This window comes from Streptosporangium nondiastaticum, assembly GCF_003011965.1.
GTDB lineage: Bacteria > Actinomycetota > Actinomycetes > Streptomycetales > Streptomycetaceae > Streptomyces > Streptomyces nondiastaticus.
In genome coordinates, this window is the sequence record NZ_PXWG01000065.1 from 14,178 (window position 1) to 34,637 (window position 20,460).

Below are 20,460 nucleotides of genomic sequence, written 5' to 3' on the forward strand. Positions count from 1 at the left end.
AGGTGGGCCGTCGGGCCGTCCCGCGAGTGCGTGTTCCGTGCCTGACCGCATCGCGTGAAGATTTGCGATCGCAGGCCAGCATGGTTCGCGGGGGCACGGGGCGGCCAGGAACTATTCGGCCAAGCGGAGCGAAAGAGACTGAAGAAAACCAATTCGGTCATTCTGCGGGACAGCGATCGCCCGGTGACGGAGCCCTCGCGGCAACGGATCGCAGTGACGGAACCTGCTCCCGGGGAGCATCGGCTTCCCGTTCAGACGGTGGCGGCACCAGCGATTCCCCTCACTGAACTCCCCATCTCTGGCGGGAAGTTACCACTTGCAACGCCCGGCTGCTGTTCGAGTGCTGCCGCAGAGAGCCAGGCTGTCCCCGGCACCGGAAGAGGAGGGATCCATGCAGCAGAGGAACACCGGAACACCGACCGCCTCGCATCAATCCCCGCTGCACGTGCAGATCGTGCTGTACGACGGAGCCGAGGAGCAGGACTTCACCGGCCCCTACGAGGTCTTCTCCCTCGCGGGAGTCCGGCGCCTCGGCTTCGTCGACACGACGTACGTGGCGCTTGACGGCCCTCGGACCGTCACCGCCGTCCACGGGACGAAGATCGTGGTGGACCGGGGCTGGTCACCGGGATCGGCCGACATCCTCATCGTGCCCGGCGGCCACGGCGTACAGGAACAGATCGACCAGGGTGCACTGCCCAAAGCCCTGGAGTCCGCACAGCGACAGGGGCTGACGATCGCCTCCGTGTGCACCGGAGCCCTGCTCCTGTCCGCCGCCGGACTCACCAAGGGACGCCCCTGCACGACGCATCACACGGTCAAGGACAGGCTCCGCCAGGAGGGCGGCATCGTCAAGGACGCCCGGGTCGTGGACGACGGCGACCTGGTGACATCGGGTGGCGTCACTTCGGGCCTCGACCTGGCCCTGTGGCTGGTGCAGCGCGAGGCCGGGCGGCACGAGAGCAGGATCGGAGCGGGGTCCGAGTTCGCTGTGGAGCTGGAAGGCATACTCGAGTACGAGCGGCGCGGCACGGTCTGGAGTGCGGCGCAGAAGCACGTCCCATAGGCGGATGCGGAGGCCGGCGCCCGGCCACGGTCCCCCGACCGACGCTTTGCCGGTCGGCCGAGCCCGGGCCCGATCGACAAGGACGGGGCATCATGTCGGACAAGGACCTGGTCTTCAGGACAGCCCGTGAGCTCGTGCTTCTGATGGTGACCCGTCAGGTCTCCGCACGGGAGGTCCTCGAAGCCCACATCGATCAGATCGAGCGGGTGAACAAGAAGGTCAACGCCGTCGTGACCTTCGTGCCCGACCACGCGCGGAAGATGGCGGCACGGGCGGACGCGGCGATCGCCCGTGGGGAGCGACTGGGCCCCCTGCACGGTCTGCCGGTGCTGCACAAGGATCTCGCCGCGACCAAGGGCATTCGCACCACACAGGGCTCGGTGATCTACGAGGACGACGTGCCCACCTGCAACACCCTGGTGGTCCAGCGTCTGATCGACGCCGGCGCGGTGACCATGGGCAAGACCAACACCCCGGAGTTCGGCACGGGCTCGCAGACGTACAACCGGGTGTTCGGGGCCACCACGAATCCGTACGACACCCGTATGACCTGTGGTGGCTCCAGCGGCGGCGCGGCCGTGGCGCTGGCTTGTCTCATGGCGCCGATCGCCGACGGCTCCGACATGGCCGGGTCGCTGCGCAATCCGGCGTCTTTCTGCAACGTCGTCGGACTCCGGCCGTCCGTGGCGCGGGTGCCGGCGTGGCCGTCGCCCCAGCCCCACTTCACGCTCGGGACGTACGGCGCGATGGCGCGTACGGTCGGCGACGTCGCGTTGCAGATGCAGGTCATCGCCCGCCCGGACCACCGCGCCGCGCTCAACGCGCCCGTCATCGACTTCACCCAGCCGCTGGAGTGCGGTGTGGCCGGGACCCGGGTCGCGTGGTCGACCAGGCTCGGTGATCTGCCTGTCGACGAGAGGATCACCGAGACGCTCGCACCCGCCGTGCAGGTCCTCGAAGACCTGGGTTGCCACGTCGACGAACGCGAGCCGGACTTCAGCGGCGCCGACGAGGCGTTCTCCATCCTGCGCGCCGCCTACTACCGGCAGTCGTTCAAGAAGTTCCACGACGAACGGCCCAAGGACCTCGGCGACGAGACGACCTGGGAGATCGAGCGCGGGCTGGAGCTCACGGTGGACGATCTGGGACGCGCGGAACTGCTGCGCTCGCAGGTGCACGACCGGATGTACGCGTTCTTCGGCCACCACCGGTTCCTGATCGCCCCGGTCACGCAGGTGCCGCCGTTCGACGTGCGCGAGCACTGGCCGAAGTGGGTGGCCGGAGTGAAACAGACCTACTACCGCGAGTGGATGCGCATCTGTTCGCGCGTCACGCTCCCCGGTCTCCCGGCGATCTCAGTGCCTTTCGGCTTCACGGACGAGGGGCACCCCACCGGGCTGCAGATCATCGGCCGTCAGGGCGACGACCTGGGAGTGCTGCGCATGGCGGCCGCGGTGGAGGCCGCGACCGGTGCCTGGCGGCGGCATCCGCGGATCGCGCTGTAGGAGCCCCGGCAGGGCAGCGGGCCAGGACCATCGACGCTGGCCGGTTCCCGGGGCCGAGGAGCCGCCTATCCACGCTTGCGCAGGTACCCCTCCAGTTCGGCGGCCCCGTTCAGCATCGCCCGTCCGCGGGCGGACAGCCGGCCGCGCCAGTCGCCCAGTGCGGCCTCCAGCGGCTCCAGGCCGCCGGCCGCCCGCACTTGGGCGATCAGCGGGGCGATCTGCTCCAGCAGGTAGCCGCCCCGCCTGAGCTGGTGGGCCAGCCGGGCGTCCCGTGCGTCGGTCTCGTCGTAGACGCGGTACCCGGTCAGCGGGTCGCGGCCCGGGCGCACCAGCCCGGCTCGCTCCCACTTGCGCAGGGTCGCGGGCCGGATCCCGAGCTGCTCGGCCAGCGGGCCGATGAACGTGCTGCCGGGTCCGGATGCTTCGGCCGGCTCGGGCTCCAGATCGCGCAAGGCACTCTCCACGGCCTGCAGGGTCCGCCGGTCGTCGAGGAGCTGGGCGTGGCTCTCGTCGATGAGGCGGAACGCCTCGTCGGTCGCGCCCTCGTTCACGGCCCGCATGATCGACGTCGCCGCCTGGTGGCCGTGGCCGGGGATCAGGGCGAGGAACGCGCGCAGGGCCTGTGCGTGCAGCGGGGTGTAGGTGCGGTAGCCGTGGTCGGTGCGGTCGGCGGGCGGAAGGATGCCGGCTTCCTCGTAGTTCCTGACCGCCTGCGTGGACAGGCCGTGCCCGCGCGCCAGGTCCACGGGCCTGAGCCGCTCACTGCTTTGAAGGTTTCGCCGCATGTTCCCGCCGGTATCGCGAAAAAGTTTCCACCGAAGGTTCAACGATACCGTTGAAGGCATGGGTACAGGCACCGCAGACATCAAAGACACCGTCCATGCCGTCGAAGCCGCCGCCGTCATGAGGCTGCTTCCGGCCCGGCCCCGGCTGCTCGCCCTGGGCGAGCCCGCTCACGGCGAAGACGCCTTGCTCGGACTGCGCAACGAGCTCTTCCAGCAGCTCGTCGAGCAGGAGGGCTACCGGACGATCGCGATCGAGAGCGACTGTCTGGCGGGGCTCGTGGTGGACAGCTACGTCACTTCGGGCACGGGCACGCTCGACGAGGTCATGGAGCGCGGGTTCAGCCACGGCTTCGGTGCGTCCGCGGCCAACCGCGAGCTCGTGCGCTGGATGCGCGCCTACAACGTCAGCGCGGAGAAGGACGGCAGACCCGCGTCCGACCGGCTGCGCTTCGCCGGCTTCGACGGCCCGCTGGAGATCACCCACGCCGCGAGCCCCCGGCAGGCCCTCACCGCTCTCCACGGCTACCTCGCGACCCGGGTGGACCCGGACCTGCTCCCCTGCACCGCCGGAACACTCGACCGCCTGCTCGGCGCCGACGACCAGTGGACCGACCAGGCCGCGATGACGGATCCGGCCCGGTCCGTGGGCCGGTCGGTCGAAGCCGAGGAGCTGCGGCTGCTCGCAGACGACCTGGTGGCGCTGCTGGACGCTCAGACGCCGCACCTGCTCGCGGCGACCTCGCGGGAGGCCCCGGACCGGGAGGACCTGGACCGGGCGCGCCTGTACGCACGCACCGCAACCGGCCTGCTGCGCTACCACCACTGGATGGCCGACACCTCACCGGCCCGCATGACCCGGCTGTGCGCGCTGCGGGATCTGATGATGGCCGACAACCTCCTCGCCCTCGCCGGACGGGGACCGGCCCTCGCCTTCGCCCACAACGCCCACCTCCAGCGGGAGAAGAGCACGATGCAGATGTGGCAGGGGCCGGTGGAGTGGTGGAGCGCCGGTGCGCTGGTGAACGCCCGGCTCGGCGACGCGTACGCCTATGTGGCCACGGCCCTCGGCACGATCCGGCACCAGGGGGTGGACACCCCGCCGCCGGACACCCTCGAAGGGCTCCTGTACGCGCTCCCGGAAGAGCGCTGCCTCATCGACGCCCCGCGGCTGGCCACCGCCCTCGGCGACACGCCGCCCGCGCCCCGCGTCTCCCCCTGGTTCGGCTACGCCCCGCTCGACCCGGCCCGCCTGGCGGACAAGGACGGCATCGTGTTCGTGAAGGACGTCCCGCGGAGCCGACGCACCGATCGGCCGTAGAGCGCCGGCCGGGCGGGGTGAAATCCCCCCGCCCGGCCGGCGCGTGGCGTCGTGCCCCGAAGCGTCAGCCCTCCACGCCGTAGTACTGCGCGAGGAACTCGATCACCTCCTCCGCGTGCGGGGCCAGCTGCGGCAGGTGCGCGGACAGGGCGGTGCGCACGGCGCCGGCGAGTTCGCCGCGGCCGGTGGCCGACGTCTTGACGTAGGGGTCGAGGCGCCGGACGAGCTCGTAGTTGCTCTCCAGGTCGAGCTCCCGCATGGTGCGCTCCAGCGGCGGGGTGCCGGCGGAGGACACGGGCGGGAGGAGCCGGCTGACGAAGGTGACGCGGTGCATGACCCGCCAGCACGGCGGCTTGCGGTCCGACTGGCGGGCCTGGCGCAGTGCGGCCGCGTTCGGGTCGGTGCCGTTCTCCAGCCACCGCGGGTCGACGACCTTGTGGAAGAAGGTGTCGAAGTGCTCGGTGTCCTCGCCGAGGTAGAAGCTGAGGAACCGGTACGCGTCGACCTTGCCCGGAGCGTTGACCGGGTTCCCACTGGCGTCGAAGACGGGCTTGCGGTTCGCGTCGTACTGCTGGAGGTTGCCCGAGGGCGCGCAGGTGACCGACAGGCCGAAGGAGCGCGAGGCGTTCTTGCCGCGTGCGCGGGTGGCGGTCATGCCGCCGCCGATGGACGCGTCGAGCTGGGCGTTGATCCCGATGCCCATGACGTCGAAGGACGTGCCCACGCTCGCGCCGACCGAGCCGGACAGCGAGTACGAGCCGGAGGTCGTCTCGCTGACGGAGTCCGTCGTCTCGGTGGTCTCGGCGAAGAAGCCGCCGTCCGCGGTCCACACGTAGGTGTTGACCAGGTCGCGGCGGGAGAAGCCGGCGCCTGCCTTGCTGCCCTCCGTGTCGCGCGTGCGGCCCGGGGCGGTGTCGCCGCCGATGGCCCCGCCGAGGACCCGGCCCGCGCGCTCGGCGGTGGGGTCGGGGGCGTGGGTCTCGGTGGAGACGGTCTCGTAGTAGCCGTGCAGCCGCTGCTGCTCGCGCTGGATGCGGCGCTTGAGGGCGTAGGCCTCGCGCGGCTTGAAGTAGCTGTACTCGCCCCGGTCCCGGGTGCCCGCGTAGTCCGGGTCGAGGACCTTGCCCCGCTCGTCGTAGCCGACGGCGCCGTCCAGCGTGCCCTGCTTGGTGTAGCGGGGGTTGACGGGGAACGGGATGACGTTCCAGTCCTTGGGGATGTCGGGGTTGGGCTGGATGCGGTAGGTGACGAGCGCGCCACTGTGCGACAGGCGCAGCGCGAAGACGTCGGCGGTCTGCGACTGCACGAGCGCGAAGCCCATGTTGGAGGGCACGTAGCGGCGGCCGAGGGCGGCGTTGAGCGGGGTGCGCGGGTCCTCCCAGCTGCCGGCGAGCTCGACCTTCATGGAGCGGGCGGTGTTCACGCCCTGCGAGACGGAGGTCTCCTCGGCCCAGCTGTTGGAGAACTCCAGGCTGCCGCGCACGCCCGCGGAGACCTTGGCGGAGGCCATGGACTTGGCGACGCCGAAGCCGAGCGGCGCGGCGATCATCCACATGTCGACGTCGACCTCGTTGGACAGTGCGAAGCCGAAGGCGGCGTCCACGCTGCGCTCCTTGGCGGAGGAGAGCGAGTGCACGACCTCCTCGGCCTCGGTGAGCTCCACGGAAGCGACGCTGTCGTAGGTGGCGCGGTCGGGGTCGATCGTGTTGGGGGTGAGGTTCTCCGACGGCACGGGCGGCGCGCCCTCGATGTAGCCGATGAGCTGCGGGTCGAACTGCACCTGGCCGACCCACTCGCTGACCAGGTCGCCGGCCTTGTAGCCGGTGACCAGGTGCCAGCGCCCGTCGCGCAGGTAGCCGTACGCCCGCTTGAGGACGCCGAAGGCCTCGCCCTTGGCGGTGTACTGCATGTCGGCGTACTCGGCGACGGCCGGGGCGCCGGAGACCGTCTCGTGGAACGGGGTGCGCATCGCGGCCAGGGCCGAGCGGACCTGGGCGGTGTCGCTGGAGACGGGCGCGGTGGACAGGACGGCGGCCGGGCGGGCGGGGGCGGCGGGCAGGGTGAGGTCGTTGCCGCGCAGGCCCTCGTCCCGGACGAGGTTCGCGCTCTCGTCGGTGGAGGCGCGGTCGAAGGACCAGTAGGCGATCAGGTCCTCCTTCTCGCCCTTGAGGCGGGTGAAGAGGTTGTCGAGGACCTGTTCCTGGGTGCGGGCGGTGCGCCAGATGCGGACCTCCTCCAGGATGCCGTGGAAGGGCTGGGTGACCTCGCCGTCCTTGAGCCGGGCGCCGAGGGAGAGCTGGGTGTCGCCGTAGTCGGCGAAGTCCTTGCCGTCGAGGGGGTCGCAGGCCACGGAGACGCCGTTGCGGTAGATCCGGAAGGCGCTGCCGCGCGGGTCGGGGTTGCGGGTCCAGCGGGCGCCGCGCAGCCGGGCCGGGTGCGAGCCGGTGGTGTCGGCGGCGGTGTTGCCGGCGTTCTCCTCGAAGCGCCACTGGGCGGTCAGGCCGCGGTCGCGGGCGGAGACGGGCGTGCCGAGCTGCGCGGCGTCGCGGGCGAGGCCCCAGAGCCGGACCTCGGCGACGATGCCGGTGAAGGAGCGGGTGTCCAGGCCCTCGCGGGCCCGGCCGATGTCGAGGGTGCCGGTGTTGCCCTTGGCGCCGGGCCCCTCGTAGCGGGCGGAGCCGGCCTCGCGGCCGTCGATGAAGAAGCGGATGTCCTGCCACTCCTGGACGTCGACGGATTCCACGAGCTCGACGGTCTGCTTGACGGGCTTGCCGTCGGCGCCCGCCGCGGTGATCTCCTTGTTGCCCTTGCGCTCCTGCATCGACCGGCCGCCCTTGCGGACGACGGCGAGGCGGTGGAACGTTCCGGCGCCGACGGCCTCGGTGGAGGTGAAGCGCACGAGCTTGCCGTCCGGCTCCTCGAAGCCGAACTCCAGCTTTCCGTCGGGCAGGACGAGCAGCCGGTACGGGACGCTGCCGCCGGAGCCGTCGGCGGTACGGCCCTTGGAGAGCAGGCCTTGCGCGGCGCCGAGGGCGGCCACGCGGCAGAAGACCTCGACGGTGAGGTCGCCGGCGATGTCGAGGGCGTCGTTGTCGGGCGCCTCCAGGTACGCGCTGTCGCTGAGCTCGACGGCCCAGGACTGCTCGTAGGCGGCGGCGAGGTGGGTCCACTCGTGCGGCGCGAAGGCGTCGCGGGTGGCCACCAGCCGGTCGCCCGCCCCGGCGACGACGCGGTACGTCGTGTCCACGGCCTGTGTGAGCTCGGCGGTCGTGATCGCGGTGGTGACGCCGCCGCGCAGGTAGACGTGCCGGTTCTGGCCGGAGCGGTCCAGGACGCCGGGCTTGCCGCCCACCTGGTCGAGCGGGTCGCCGCAGGGCCAGTAGCCCATGAGGCCGGGCTCCTTGCCGGTCAGTCGTACGTTCTTGCGGTCCCGGATCTCCGCCGCGGTGCGGGCGGTGCCCCAGAGCCGGACCTCGTCCATCTCGACGGCCGCGTAGTCGGGCACCCAGCCGCCGAAGTGGCTGCCGAAGCTGAAGAGGCCGTCGCCCTGGTACGTGCCCGTGGCGATGCGCTGGTCCTCGGCGACGCCGTCCCGGTAGATCACCTGCTCACGGGTCGTCGCGTCGAAGACACAGGCCCAGTGGTGCCAGCCCGCGTAGTTCTGGCCGTGGGTGGTGCTGAGGTCGTCGTCGTAGAAGGCGAAGGTGAAGGTGCTGTCGGCGCGCCAGCCGATGTGCAGGGCGCCCCTGGTGCTGCCGTGCGAGGTGCCGTGGCCGACGACGTACTGCGTCTTGCCGTCCCATTCCTTGGTCTGCCGCGCCCAGAACTCCACCGTGAAGGACTGGCCGGCGAGGCTGAAGCCCTTCTCGGTCATGGCCACGCCGCTCTTGCCGTCGAAGGCCAGGGCGGGCACGACGGTCGCCGCCGGGGCGAGCAGGCCGAGGGTGTACGGGACGTCGCCGGTGCCGGCGTGGACGATCCTGGCCGCGCCGGAGACCGTCTCGGGGTTGACCCATGCCTCCAGGGTCAGGTCGCGGGCCACGGCCACGCGGTCCAGTCGCTCCTGCGGGAGGGTGAGGGCGTTCCGCTGCCCGTCGAAGGAGTACGCCCGGCCGGGCTTGTCGGCGCGCCAGCGGCAGCCGTGCCCGGCGACGAGGTCGGAGACCTCGCCGAGCGGGACCTCCCGGGCCGTGCCCGGGTCGGCGAGCACCAGCCGGGAGCCCGCGGAGAGCGGGACGCCGGGGCGGGTGGAGGAGGCGCGGCGGTGGTCGTAGCGCAGCCGCTGGACGGGCTCGCCGGGCTGCGGCTCGGGGCCGCCTTCGCCGGCGTCCAGGCGGAGCGACGTGGCCCCGGGCGCGGCGGCGGTCTCCGTGAGGTAGAGGTGGCCGCCGAGGGTGACGGGCGTACCGGTGGGCAGGGCGGCGGGGAGGGGTTCGGCGAGCCGGAGGGTACCGCCGGCGACGTCGCCGGCCTTGCCGCCGGACAGGAGTCGTGTGGTCGCGTCGAACGACTTGACCGCGCCGATCGTGACGGGCTCCTCCGGCGTCCCGTTGACGATCTCGGCGAAGTCGGCCGCCTGCCGCGGCAGCCCCCGCCAGGTCTCGCGCTCCTCGCCCCGCTCGATGGTCACGTCGCACAGGCCGGGTCCGTCACCGGCGGTGACGCGGATCGTCACCGAGCCCAGGCCGGTGCCGGAGTCGCGGGCGGTGAAGGTGACCGCCTGGCCGTCGCCCGACGTCAGCCGGCGGGAGGAGCGCACGACGGTGGTGTCGTAGTAGGTGGCGAAGAACTGCCCGTTGGTGCCGCGGAAGTACAGCACGACGTTTCCGGTGGCGCTGTCCAGCAGGTACGGCCGGTCGGCCGAGCGGGCGAAGGCCAGCAGCGCGCCGGAGGTGCTCAGGCCGGTGCGGTCGAGGGAGAGCTGGGGCACGGGCAGGGCGATGTCGTCGGCGCCCTTGAGGCCGCCGGTGAGGCGGGCGAGCTCGTCGCGCTTGGCCGTCAGTTCGGCCTGGCCGGCCTCGATCTCGCGGCGGCGCCGCTCCAGCAGCTCGAACTGCGGGCGGAGCTCGGCGAGCTGGGCGTCGAGCGCCTCCACGCGCTTGCCCGCGTCGGCGATGTCGGGGTGGCCGAGGACGTGGCGGCGGACGCGCTCGAAGTAGAGCAGCCCTTCGCCGGACTCGGTGACCGTGGCGGTGTCGTACTGGACGACGCGGTCGCCGAGCCGGTCGGGGGCGCAGACGGCCTTCTCGCTCTGCCGGTTGACGAGGTAGGCGTAGCCGCCGCTGTAGTAGATGCCGAAGAGGCTGTTCCAGGCGCCGGACTCACGCTGGTAGATGATGAGTTCGCCGTCGTTGTTCCGGCTCGCGCCGGAGACGTTCATGTCCTTGCCGGTGTGGAGGTTGAGCACGTTGTAGAGCATGGAGCCGTTCCAGCTGGAGCCGGGCGGCATGTATATGGTCCACAGCGCGGACTTCGCGTCCTTGTCGGCGGTGCGGACCAGCGGCGGGTAGCTGCCCTGGCCCTGCCCGTCGCCCTTGACCGCGAGGTACTGCGGTTCGCCGTCGCGGGTGTTCTTGAAGCGCAGCCGGAACGCCCAGCCGGCGAGGTCCTGCGACCGCTCGTAGTAGGCCTCGCGCTGGCGCTCCAGCTCCGGCACGCTCGCGGTCTGCCGGGCCAGCTCGGTGACCTCGGTCTCCTTGGCCGTGATGTCCTGGACCAGCTGACGGATCCGGGCGTCCAGCTCGCTGATCGTCTCGACATCGGAGCTGCCCTCCGGCGCGGCGAGCACCGGCAGCGCCAGCTCGTCCGGCACCTGCGCGAGGCGGCCGTCGCGGCCGACTCCGAAGTCGACCGTGGCGAGGTAGGCGTCCTCGGTCTCCGCGCCCGCCTTCGGGTCGGGTCCGGCGGTGGCGTACGACAGGAGGACGCGGGCCTGGCGCTTGGCGGGCTTGGGCTCCTGGCCGTAGCCGGTGGTGGTCTCCTCCTGCTGGTGGTAGAGGACGGCGGAGAGCCCGGAGACGGTCTTCCGGCCGGCGACGGCGAAGCTGTCGCGGCGTACGCCGGGGTGGTCACCTATGGGGGCCTCGGACGTCACCCAGCGGGGGCCGCCGATGAGCTCGCCGTGGCGGGCGTGGTCAGTCTGGTCGTGCAGGCGGGTGCCGGAGCCCTCGTCGAAGCGGTAGTAGGCGACGAGCCCGGGGTCGTTGCCGATGAGCCGGACGCTCTTGTCGCGCTTGAGTTCGCCGGCGGTGCGGGCGCGGTCCCAGATCCGGACCTCGTCCAGCTCGGCGCGGGCGCCGCCGAACCACAGGGCCTTGCCCAGCAGCAGCGCGCCGGTCCCGGCGTAGGCGCCGTCCGCGTCGCGCGTGGCGGCCGCCTCGCCGTCGCGGTAGACGGTCTGGCGGCGCGTGGCGTGCTCGTAGACGCAGGCCCAGTGATGCCAGGCGGTGTCGACGACGCGCACGTCGGTGTTGAAGTCGTCGCCGTAGAAGGCGAACGTGAAGCGGTCGTCCTCGCGGAAGCCGATGTGCAGGGAGTTGTGAGGGCTGCCGGCGGTGTCACCGTGCCCGACGAGGTACTCCTCGCGTCCCGTCGCCGTGCGCCGCGCCCAGAACTCGACGGTGAAGTCGCGCCCGGCGAGCTCGGGTCCCTGCGGGACGCGCACGTGGGCGTCGCCCTCGCCGAAGGCCAGCGCGGTCTCCGCGTGGCCTTCGGTGCTCACCACGGGTATCAGCGGCTGTCCGGTGAACGGGCAGGTGCCGGGGCCGGACTCGTAGACGGCGTCGCGGTGGGCGGGGTCGGGGCTGGTCCAGGCCTGGGTGCCCTGGAGGTTGAACAGACCGTCCCGGCTCTGCTCGACGCTGAAGGAGTCGATGCGGCCGGAGGCGTCGTTGTGCGCGAAGATCTGCCAGCGCTGCTGTCCGTGCACGGCGGTGGGGACGAGCAGGGCGGCGAACCGACCGCCCGAGAGGTGCCGGACGAAGGACAGCTGCTGCGTCGGCTCGTGGAAGGGACGGCCTTCCATGTCGGTCGTGCCCAGGCTGTCCTTGGCCGAGTCCGGCCGCGACTTGTGGCGGCTGCGGCGGAAGCGCGCCTCCAGGACGGGCTTCAGCTCCCCGCCCACGAGCAGGAACCGGTCGCACAGCAGGGTGTCCGCCGCCAGCGGCACCTTGGCGTCCGCGCCGTCCTTGGCGTAGTCGCCGCGGGCCGGGTCGCCGGACGAGCCGCCCCCGGCGAGTCTGTGGACGGCGTCGGGATGGTCAGCGCCGATGGACTGCCGCAGCACGACGATGTGCGTGCCGTCCGACAGGGCGTGGAACGGGACGGGGGCCGTGAGCCTGGCCGTGGTGGACAGGAAGGCGTCCACCTCGTCGTCGTTCAGCCGCTCGCCCGGAGCCGCCTCGATGCGTCCACCGCTCTTGACGACCGGCAGGGCCGTGGCCCCCGCGACCGCGAAACCGGTGTCCGTGACGTCGGAGGGGAAGCGCAGCGGGACCGGGTTCTCCGACCAGTAGGCGGCGTCCAGTTCGCCCTTGGCCTCGTCGTGCCGGGACAGGTCCAGCACGGCGTAGACGATCCGTCGCTGGTCGTCCATCGCCAGGGCCACCGTGGTGCCCTGGTGCCGGACCGTCGTGGTGTGGACGTAGGTGCGGTCACTGTAGACCCTGAGCAGGTGCTGCTCGCCGGACAAGAAGTCTCCTCGAGAGGTCGCGCCGCCGGAAGGAACACATCACGGAACACATCACGGAACCGAGGCGCAGGACGGTGTGAAATCGCGCCGCTGACCAGCCGTTCCGATGAGACGGTGACTGCGGCGATCACACGATTGGCCAGGACCCGACACCCCGTCAAGGAACGTTTTGCGCCGGTGGCCGGATGACATGTCCCCTACGGAAGGGAGCCCGGCGGGAGGGCGCGGGCTCGCGCGGCGGGAGGGCGCGGCAGGAGCCGTGGGACCGTGGCCGGATCAGGGTCTGCTCTCCGGCCGGGCGGGCTGCCACCGTAGCTTGCGGAAGTACCGCAACTCGTGGAAGTACTGGAGCTCGTGGACGTACCGGAGCTTGAGGAAGTACCGGAGCTCGTGAAAGTACCGGAGCTCGTGGAAGTACCGCTCGACCGTCCGCCGAGAGTGCCGGAGGAGTCATGACGACCGTCTCGCAACCGCACGTCAACGTCATCCACCGCGAGGTGCTGCCGACGGGCAGTTCGATCGCGCTGTCAGCCAGGCTGCGCGTCACGATCGACGAAGCGGAGAGCGTCGCCGACCTCACCGGCCACCTGCACGACCTGGTCGCGGAATCCGGCGTGCGCGAAGGGACCTTGCAGGTGTACTGCGCGCACACGACCTGCGGCCTGGTCATCAACGAGAACGACGCCGCACTGCACCAGGACGTCCAGGCCTTGCTCGAACGCCTGGCCCCGCACAGCAGCACCCACCACTACGCCCACGACAAACACCGCACCCCTGCCGAGAGGCGGATCCACGGCGAACGGGACAACGGCCACTCCCACGCCCGCGCCCGGCTCGCCACCCACCCCGAACTCAACGTCCCCATCACCGCGGGAGCCCTCTACCTCGGCCGCTGGCAGGCGGTGATGCTCGCCGAGTTCGACGGCCCTCGCACCCGCGAACTGCTCGTGCGCGCCCACGACGCCGCCCCACGGCCTCCGGCCGTCTGATCGGCAGCTCGCGCGCGGCGTCCGCCGGGTGCTCGGGCCCGGGTGCGTGGCGCCGTGCAGCCTACGCTCGCGGGCTTACCGTCAAGGTGAGGCTTCCGGGCAGGGCTGCGCACGCTTCCCGGAAGTGAGCGGCCAGGTCACTGCGCGTAGGTGAGCCCGGCGAGGACACCCAGGTGTCCAGCGCACAGTGGAAGGCGGCGACGAGCATGTCCAGGGCGAGCCGGGGACGCGGATCGTCCTTGCTGCCGAAGTCGAACCGGCGGTGGAGGATGCCGAGCGCGGCACGGCTGGTGTCGTTGCAGAACCGCAGGCCGTGCGCATCCATCGACGGAGTCCGGTCGGCCAGCTGACGGCTGAGCAGTACGCGATGCGCCCAGTCGTCATCGGTCATGCGCTCCAGCGCGGCGCACAGCGCCGTCCGGAGCATCTCCAGCACCGGACCGTGGCCGGGCTCGCGGGTTTCGAGGTCGTCGAGGAAGGCCCGCCACAGATCCTGCGTGGGCGCCATGGCCACGTCTTCCTTGCTGCTGAAGTGCCGGAAGAACGTGCGCTTGGACGTCTCCACCTCGTCGCAGAGCTCGTCGAGGGTCACGCCGTTGAAGCCCCGCTCGGTGAACAGCTCCAGAGCGGTGTCGATCAGGGCTTCCCTCGTGCGCCGCTTCTTGCGTTCGCGCAGCGGGAGCCGGTCGCCGTGTTCGTGCGGCGTGAGCGCATTCCCCATGACGGACAGCGTACCCGAGGGGTAATTGCCACTTGCGGGCACATGCCACTGAGTGGCATAACTGTGGACCTGCGCCATCTACCGAAGGGTTCACCGCCATGCGTGCATTGCTCGTCGACCGCTCCGTACCTGCCGGACTCCGGCTCGCCACGGCCCCTGACCCCGAGCCCGCCCCCCATCAGGCCCTGGTCCGGGTGCAAGCGACCTCCCTCAATTACGGCGAGGTCCGGTTCGCCCTGCAGGAAGCGCCCGAGGGCGCTGTCCTCGGATGGGATGCGGCCGGGGTGGTGGTGCGCGCGGCCGCCGACGGGTCCGGTCCGGCGGTCGGCACCCCGGTGGTCACGCTCGGCACCGACGGCGCGTGGGCCGAGCTCCGCGCCGTGGACACCGACCGGATGGGCGTGGCACCGGCCGGAGCCGATCCCGGAGCCCTCAGCACCATCCCGGTGGCGGGAGCCACCGCCCTGCGCGCACTGCACCGCCTGGGGCCGATACTGGGACGGCGCGTGCTCGTCACCGGCGCGACGGGCGGTACGGGCCGGTACGTCGTGCAGCTGGCCCGGCGCGGCGGAGCGCACGTCGTGGCCTCCACCGGTTCCCCGGCACGGCACGGCGACAGCCTGCGCGGGTCGGGGGCGCACGAAGTGGTGGCAGGACCGCTCGAAGTCCAGGGTCCGGTTGACGGGGTGGTGGACCTGGTGGGTGGTCAGCAACTCGTCGACGCCTACGGCATGCTGCGCGAAGGCGGGACCCTCGTCGCCGTCGGGCACTCCGCGCACGAAGCCGAAGTCTTTCCGTACGGCGCCCTCTTCGGCGATCAGGGCCGGCACGACCGCTCGATCGCCGCCTTCTTCCTGCTCGCCTGCACGGAGCTCGCCCCGGATCTGTCGTGGCTCGCGGGCCAGGTCGCTTCCGGCGCCCTCGACCCGCAGATCTCCTGGCGCGGCGGCTGGGAGAAGGCCGCGGACGCCGTGGACGCCCTGCTCAACCGCCGCCTGCACGGCAAGGCGGTTCTGGACATTCCCTGAGAGACGGCCCGTTCGGCTCCGGCTGCCGGTCCGCCCTTCGGAAGTGTTCCCGCAGGAGCTCGGACCTCGCGAGCACTTCCGCGACGTCCGGGTGGTCCCGTCGTATCCTGTGCGCGTATCTCGCGCAGAGTTCCCTCCTCTTCTCCAGGTCGTGGTGAAGGAGCGTCTTCGCATTCCACAGGTGGGTGAAGGTCGTGTTCTTCCGCCCGGACCGCAGCTCGGCCCCCCGTGTAGTCGCGCAGGAACGAACCGATACGCACGCCGCTCGCCTTCGCGCACATGGGCAGCAACCGCTGCTCCGCGAAGACCGGGTGCGCGGGCAGCGCCTCGCCGGGCTCCGACCGGACCGGGTTGCCCTCCATGAACGACAGCGCCCGGTCGGCGTACGCGTTCTTGAACGCGTCTTCGGTGAAGACGAGCAGCGCGGCGCTGCAGGGGGTGACCGACCAGTCCAGCCCGCTCCAGTCGAAGCCGGGTGGTGGGGTGAGGCGGCCCTGACCGACGTAGGCGGCGAAGCAGAGCGGCTCCTCGTGCAGGCTCATCACTTCCGCGGTGACGAGCTGCCGGATGCCGCCCCAGACGATGAGGTCGACGTCCATGACACAGCACGGCGCCGCCTCCTGCCGAAGGGCCACGACCTTTCCGAAGGACCAGAAGACGCCGCAGTTGATCGTCCGGGACGCCGATTCCAGAAGCCCGGCGTCGACTCCGCCGTCCCACAGGTCAAGGAGCCCCAGCCGGTCGTAGAACTCCCGTCCCCCGGGGTCCGTGTAGAGCCGGATCACCCCGTTGTGCCGGCGCCACTCAAGAGCCGACAGGACTGTCGTGAGGACCTCGAAGTCCTCCTGCCGGTACGGGGATCCCTCGGCCCGCGAGACGTAGAAGTTCATGGTCGGCCGGGTGGAAACGACGTGGATCGCCTTCACCGTTCCTCCTTCCCGGGCGGCCGTTCCCTCACGACAGGTGCGGCGGTTCCCTCACAACAGGTACCGCCGGATGCCGGGCATGTGCCGCAGCATTCCCACGAGCTCGGGATAGTCGGCGCGGATCCGGGCCACGCACCGCCGGCAGAAGGCCTCCCGGAGGTCCTGGTCGCAGGCGGGCCTCGGCTTCCCGCCGGATCGGGTTGCCCACGATGAACTCCATCGCCTTGGCGTGGAACATCTTGGTGAGCCGGTCCTCCGCGTAGTACGTCAGCGAGGCGTTACAGGGGAGCGCGTCCCAGTCCCACTCCTCCCAGACGTATCCGGGGGGCGTGCTCGGCTCGCTTCGGGGCTTGTAGACGCCGTGGTGCAGGGGCTCCGAGAACCAGCGGAAGCTCTCCTGGTGTAGTCGTGCACGGTCGGCTGGTGCGCCGCCTCGCCGAGACAGGCCCGGCAGCCCGCCGGCACCTCGCCGCGCATGAGCTGCTTGCGGGCGGACCGCATCTTCTCACTGTTCACCAGCTCGGACACGTCGCCGACATGCCCCAGCCGGCCGGCCGCCGGCCCCTTGTCCTCACAGCAGATGACCGTCTCGCCATCGGCCCAGGTGGCCAGTGAGAGGAAGGGGGCGATGCAGCGCGGGGTCCCCTTCTCGCTTCTCCGAGTCATCGCGGCCCCCGGTGGGTGGGCGGAGAAGAACGTCAGCGCTCGGCCGGGGAAGACCGCACCAGGCCAGTCATGCGGCATTCTCCCCGACGGGGCCGAGACTCCGCCATGCGGGCCGAGAACGTACGGGTGAAGACCAGCCAAACCCACGCCCCACAAGGGGCTCCAGGGTTTCGCCGTCCGGCTCATGAGTGAAGCCCGGGGGCGGCTGTTCCGCGCTTCGATTACCGGCAATCAGCCCGCGGCCTTCACACCACAATGGCGCGATTTCCGATCAGAACAGAGCGTAAGGGGACACTATCAGCCCACCCGATAATCCTCGCCGACGCAACCCCCGCTCAACGCACTATGTCTAGGGAATTGACATAACTTCACAGAAAGTGTGTGATCTGAGCAGTGGCCGCACCGCTGCGGGCACCCTGTTCCGGAGGCCGGTGCGTCCAGGACAGCCGGAGCGAGGAGAGATCCATGGCGGCCAGCCGGGGTACCGAAGCCGACGTCGAGCAGCGCAGACAGCTGCTGCTGCGGCGCGTCATCGAGCAGGGAGAGGCGCGCATCGACGGGCTGGCCGACGAGCTCGGCGTCAGCGCGATGACCGTCCACCGGGACCTGGACAACCTCCAGTCCCGCCGGCTGCTGCACAAGCGACGCGGCACCGCCGTGGCGCTGACCGGGCTCACGATGGAGACCGCCACCCGCTTCCGCGAGCACCGGCAGCTCCAGGTCAAGGAACTCCTCGCCGAGGCGGTGGTGGGACAGGTCCGTCCCGGTCAGACCGTGCTCATGGACTGCGGGAGCACGCTCTTCCCCCTCGCCCGCCGGCTCGCCCGTATCGAGCGCCTGACCATCGTCACCAACTCGCTGCGCGTCGCGTCGATCGTCGGCAAGGAAGCGGCCGACGGCACCGGAGTGAATCTGCTCGGCGGCAGCTTCCACGCCGACTTCGAGTCCTGCGCGGGCACCGAGACGCTCCGCCGGCTCGCCCGGATCCGGGCGGACGTGATGTTCTCCTCCGTCACCTCGGTGCACCAGGGGCGGCTCTACCACCCCGTCCGGGAGTGGGCCGACCTCAAGGAGGCCATGCAGGACGCCGCCGAACGGTGCGTGCTGCCCGTCGACCACAGCAAGTTCGGGCGCACGGCGACCCACGGCTACGGCGACGCCGGCGGCTACGACCTGGTGGTCACCGACACGGCCGCCCCGGCCGAGGAGGTCCGGGCGATCGAGGACCTCGGCGTCACCGTCGAGCGCGTACAGCTCCCCGGCGACTGACTCCTCTTTTCCCACCCATAGGGCCCCGCTCCCCCGGCCCCCTCCCCCTCATCCCCCGCCCGAAAGGAAGCCGGCGCATGCGCGCTCTCGTCGTCGAGACCCCGGGAACGTTCTCCGTCCAGACCGTTCCCGACCCGGCCCCCGGCCCCGGCGAGGTGGTGGTCGCGGTTGCCGCGGTCGGCATCTGCGGCACCGACGTCCACATCGTCGACGGCGAGTTCGCGCCCACCCCCTACCCGATCATCCCGGGGCACGAGTTCACGGGTGAGGTCGTGGCGCTCGGCCCCGGCGTGAGCGGCGTGCGCGAGGGCGACAAGGTCGCCGTCGACCCCTCGCTCTTCTGCGGCGCCTGCCACTACTGCGCCATCGGCCGCGGCAACCTCTGCGAGCGCTGGGGCGCGATCGGGGACACGGTCGACGGCGCGATGGCCGAATACGTGAAGGTGCCCGCCGCCAACTGCCACCCGCTGCCCGGGAACGTCTCCCTCACCCAGGGGACGCTCGTGGAGCCGCTGTCCTGCGCGGTGCACGGCTTCGACAAGCTGCCGCGCGACCTCGGCGCCCACTACCTGATCTACGGCGCCGGCACCATGGGCCTGATGATGCTCCAGCTCGCCGCCCACGCGGGCGCGGCCTCCGTCTCCGTCGTCGACCTCAACCCCGGGCGGCTGGAGATCGCCCGGCAGCTGGGGGCCGGCGCGGCCGCCACGAGCGCCGACGCCCTCGGCCGCCCGCAGGGCTGGGAGGTCGTCATCGACTGCACGGGCGTCATCCCGGCCATCGAGGACGCGCTCACCCGCGTACGGCGCGGCGGCACGTTCCAGCAGTTCGGCGTCGCGCCCTCCACGGCGACCGCGCGCGTCTCGCCGTTCCGCGTCTACAACGACGAGATCACCATCGTGGGATCCATGGCCGTCGTGCACAGCTTCGGCCGGGCCGTGGAACTCATGGGCAAGGGCGTCATCGACGCCAACGCCATGATCACGCACAGCTTCGGGCTGGAAGCGTTCCCGGAGGCCCTGCGCACCTTCCGCGAGGGCGCCGGCCGCAAGATCCAGATCCGTCCGGCGGCCTGACGCCGCACCGTCGGCACCGGGCAGCCCGCCGGCACTGCCGGTCCGTCAAAGCTGTCAGCCCGTCAGCACGTCAGTCGTCAGCCCCGTCAGCGAGAAGAGGCGCGCACCATGGCAGCCACCGTCGTCGGAGTCGATTCCTCCACCCAGTCCTGCAAGGTCGTCGTCTGTGACGCGGCGACGGGAACAGTGCTGCGGCGGGGCCGCGCCCCGCATCCCGAGGGCACCGAGGCCGACCCCGAGGCCTGGTGGCAAGCGCTCCAGCAGGCTCTCCGGGACGCCGGGGCCGAGAAGCTCGAAGGCGTCGGTGCCATCGCCGTCGCCGGACAGCAGCACGGCCTCGTCGCACTCGACGCCGGCGGCGCACCCGTACGCCCGGCCCTGCTGTGGAACGACACGCGCTCCGCTCCGCAGGCCGCCGATCTCGTGCGCGAGCTCGGCGGCGCCCGGGCGTGGGCCGAAGCGGTCGGCACCGTGCCCGTCGCCGCCCTCACCGCCGCCAAGCTGCGCTGGCTCGCCGACCACGAACCGCACGCCGCGAACCACACGGCAACGGTTCTGCTGCCCCACGACTGGCTGACCTGGCGGCTGTGCGGCGGCCCCGCGTCGGACGCGGTCCCCGCCACGGACCGCGGCGACGCCTCCGGCACCGGCTACTGGTCTCCGGCCGAAGGCCGGTACCGTACGGACCTGCTACGGCTCGCCTTCCGCGGCCGCACGCCCCGGCTCCCGCGCGTCCTCGCCCCGCACGAGGCGGCCGGGCGCACCCCCGGCGGCACCCTGGTCGCGGCAGGCACCGGCGACAACATGGGCGCCGCTCTCGGCCTCGGACTCGCGCCCGGCGAGGCGGTCATCTCCCTCGGCACCAGCGGCACCGTCTTCGCCCGCTCCGCGCGCCCCACCGCCGACCCCGGCGGCGCGGTGGCCGGGTTCGCCGACGCCACCGGGCAGTTCCTGCCCCTGGTCTGCACGCTCAACGCCGCCCGCGTCCTCAGCTCCACGGCCCGCATGCTCGGCGTCGGCCTCGACGCCCTCGACGCCCTCGCCCGGCGGGCCGCCCCCGGCGCCGGCGGACTCGTCCTGCTGCCCTACCTCGGCGGCGAGCGCACTCCCAACCTCCCCGACGCCACCGGCAGCCTCCTCGGCATGCAGGTGCACAACATGCATCCGCACAACCTCGCCCGCGCCGCCGTCGAAGGGATGCTGTGCGGCATGGCCGACGCCCTGGACGAACTCCGCGGACAGAACGTGCCCGTGGAACGCCTGCTGCTGATCGGCGGCGCCGCCAAGGCACCGTAGGGCTTCCACTACTACTCCGACGCCGAGCGCCACGTGGTGATCGCCGCCAACGTCGGCACCCAGCCGCGCATCGACCGAATCACCGTCCGCCTGTCCCGCACCGGCCAGCGCATCTCCATCGCCTA

11 protein-coding genes and 1 pseudogene are annotated in these 20,460 nt (G+C 71.6%); 8 read left to right on the forward strand and 4 right to left on the reverse strand.

Annotation, left to right across the window (positions count from 1 at the left end):
- Nucleotides 1-391: 391 nt before the first annotated feature.
- Both B7P34_RS21845 and B7P34_RS21850 read left to right on the forward strand, forming a co-directional pair.
- On the forward strand, nucleotides 392-1,066 hold the full coding sequence (locus B7P34_RS21845; protein ID WP_106678971.1) for a DJ-1/PfpI family protein: 675 nt from the start codon (nucleotides 392-394) through the stop codon (nucleotides 1,064-1,066).
- Between the two features lie 92 nt (nucleotides 1,067-1,158).
- Nucleotides 1,159-2,571, forward strand: a complete 1,413-nt coding sequence (locus B7P34_RS21850; protein ID WP_106678973.1) for an amidase — start codon at nucleotides 1,159-1,161, stop codon at nucleotides 2,569-2,571.
- 65 nt (nucleotides 2,572-2,636) lie between these two features.
- Here the strand turns inward: B7P34_RS21850 and B7P34_RS21855 are convergent, their stop codons facing one another.
- Nucleotides 2,637-3,356: a TioE family transcriptional regulator gene (locus B7P34_RS21855; protein ID WP_106678976.1), complete on the reverse strand. Its 720-nt coding sequence runs from the start codon at nucleotides 3,354-3,356 to the stop codon at nucleotides 2,637-2,639.
- Between the two features lie 58 nt (nucleotides 3,357-3,414).
- Between B7P34_RS21855 and B7P34_RS21860 the strand changes: the two genes are divergently transcribed.
- The gene (locus B7P34_RS21860) at nucleotides 3,415-4,674 is read left to right on the forward strand and encodes an erythromycin esterase family protein (protein ID WP_106678977.1); all 1,260 of its coding nucleotides are present in this window, start codon (nucleotides 3,415-3,417) and stop codon (nucleotides 4,672-4,674) included.
- 64 nt (nucleotides 4,675-4,738) lie between these two features.
- Here B7P34_RS21860 and B7P34_RS21865 read toward each other — a convergent pair whose 3' ends face one another.
- Nucleotides 4,739-12,364: a LamG domain-containing protein gene (locus B7P34_RS21865; RefSeq protein WP_223268092.1), complete on the reverse strand. Its 7,626-nt coding sequence runs from the start codon at nucleotides 12,362-12,364 to the stop codon at nucleotides 4,739-4,741.
- Between the two features lie 452 nt (nucleotides 12,365-12,816).
- Here B7P34_RS21865 and B7P34_RS21875 point away from each other — a divergent pair, with 452 nt between their 5' ends.
- Nucleotides 12,817-13,353, forward strand: a complete 537-nt coding sequence (locus B7P34_RS21875) for a secondary thiamine-phosphate synthase enzyme YjbQ (RefSeq protein WP_106678981.1) — start codon at nucleotides 12,817-12,819, stop codon at nucleotides 13,351-13,353.
- 61 nt (nucleotides 13,354-13,414) lie between these two features.
- Here B7P34_RS21875 and B7P34_RS21880 read toward each other — a convergent pair whose 3' ends face one another.
- On the reverse strand, nucleotides 13,415-14,074 hold the full coding sequence (locus tag B7P34_RS21880; protein ID WP_106678983.1) for a TetR/AcrR family transcriptional regulator: 660 nt from the start codon (nucleotides 14,072-14,074) through the stop codon (nucleotides 13,415-13,417).
- Nucleotides 14,075-14,172: 98 nt separating this feature from the next.
- Here B7P34_RS21880 and B7P34_RS21885 point away from each other — a divergent pair, with 98 nt between their 5' ends.
- Nucleotides 14,173-15,102: a zinc-binding dehydrogenase gene (locus tag B7P34_RS21885; protein ID WP_106678985.1), complete on the forward strand. Its 930-nt coding sequence runs from the start codon at nucleotides 14,173-14,175 to the stop codon at nucleotides 15,100-15,102.
- A gap of 1,193 nt (nucleotides 15,103-16,295) precedes the next feature.
- Here the strand turns inward: B7P34_RS21885 and B7P34_RS39935 are convergent.
- On the reverse strand, nucleotides 16,296-16,880 hold the full coding sequence (locus B7P34_RS39935) for an SPASM domain-containing protein (protein ID WP_435693977.1): 585 nt from the start codon (nucleotides 16,878-16,880) through the stop codon (nucleotides 16,296-16,298).
- 279 nt (nucleotides 16,881-17,159) lie between these two features.
- Here B7P34_RS39935 and B7P34_RS21895 point away from each other — a divergent pair, with 279 nt between their 5' ends.
- The 3 genes and pseudogenes from B7P34_RS21895 to B7P34_RS21905 form a co-directional block, all read left to right on the forward strand.
- A complete protein-coding gene (locus B7P34_RS21895; RefSeq protein WP_106678989.1) occupies nucleotides 17,160-17,963 on the forward strand; it encodes a DeoR/GlpR family DNA-binding transcription regulator in 804 nt (267 codons plus the stop codon).
- Nucleotides 17,964-18,040: 77 nt separating this feature from the next.
- Complete coding sequence (locus tag B7P34_RS21900; RefSeq protein WP_106678991.1) at nucleotides 18,041-19,039, forward strand: zinc-dependent alcohol dehydrogenase family protein; 999 nt, start codon at nucleotides 18,041-18,043, stop codon at nucleotides 19,037-19,039.
- A gap of 108 nt (nucleotides 19,040-19,147) precedes the next feature.
- Nucleotides 19,148-20,329 (forward strand): annotated as a pseudogene (locus B7P34_RS21905) (xylulokinase); the annotation flags it as partial.
- Nucleotides 20,330-20,460: the final 131 nt, after the last annotated feature.

Coding starts and splice junctions, on each gene's coding strand:
- B7P34_RS21845 (WP_106678971.1), top strand. CDS start 392: ATGCAGCAGAGGAACACCGGAACACCGACCGCCTCGCATCAATCCCCG.
- B7P34_RS21850 (WP_106678973.1), top strand. CDS start 1,159: ATGTCGGACAAGGACCTGGTCTTCAGGACAGCCCGTGAGCTCGTGCTT.
- B7P34_RS21855 (WP_106678976.1), bottom strand. CDS start 3,356: ATGCGGCGAAACCTTCAAAGCAGTGAGCGGCTCAGGCCCGTGGACCTG.
- B7P34_RS21860 (WP_106678977.1), top strand. CDS start 3,415: ATGGGTACAGGCACCGCAGACATCAAAGACACCGTCCATGCCGTCGAA.
- B7P34_RS21875 (WP_106678981.1), top strand. CDS start 12,817: ATGACGACCGTCTCGCAACCGCACGTCAACGTCATCCACCGCGAGGTG.
- B7P34_RS21880 (WP_106678983.1), bottom strand. CDS start 14,074: ATGGGGAATGCGCTCACGCCGCACGAACACGGCGACCGGCTCCCGCTG.
- B7P34_RS21885 (WP_106678985.1), top strand. CDS start 14,173: ATGCGTGCATTGCTCGTCGACCGCTCCGTACCTGCCGGACTCCGGCTC.
- B7P34_RS39935 (WP_435693977.1), bottom strand. CDS start 16,880: ATGAGCCGGACGGCGAAACCCTGGAGCCCCTTGTGGGGCGTGGGTTTG.
- B7P34_RS21895 (WP_106678989.1), top strand. CDS start 17,160: ATGGCGGCCAGCCGGGGTACCGAAGCCGACGTCGAGCAGCGCAGACAG.
- B7P34_RS21900 (WP_106678991.1), top strand. CDS start 18,041: ATGCGCGCTCTCGTCGTCGAGACCCCGGGAACGTTCTCCGTCCAGACC.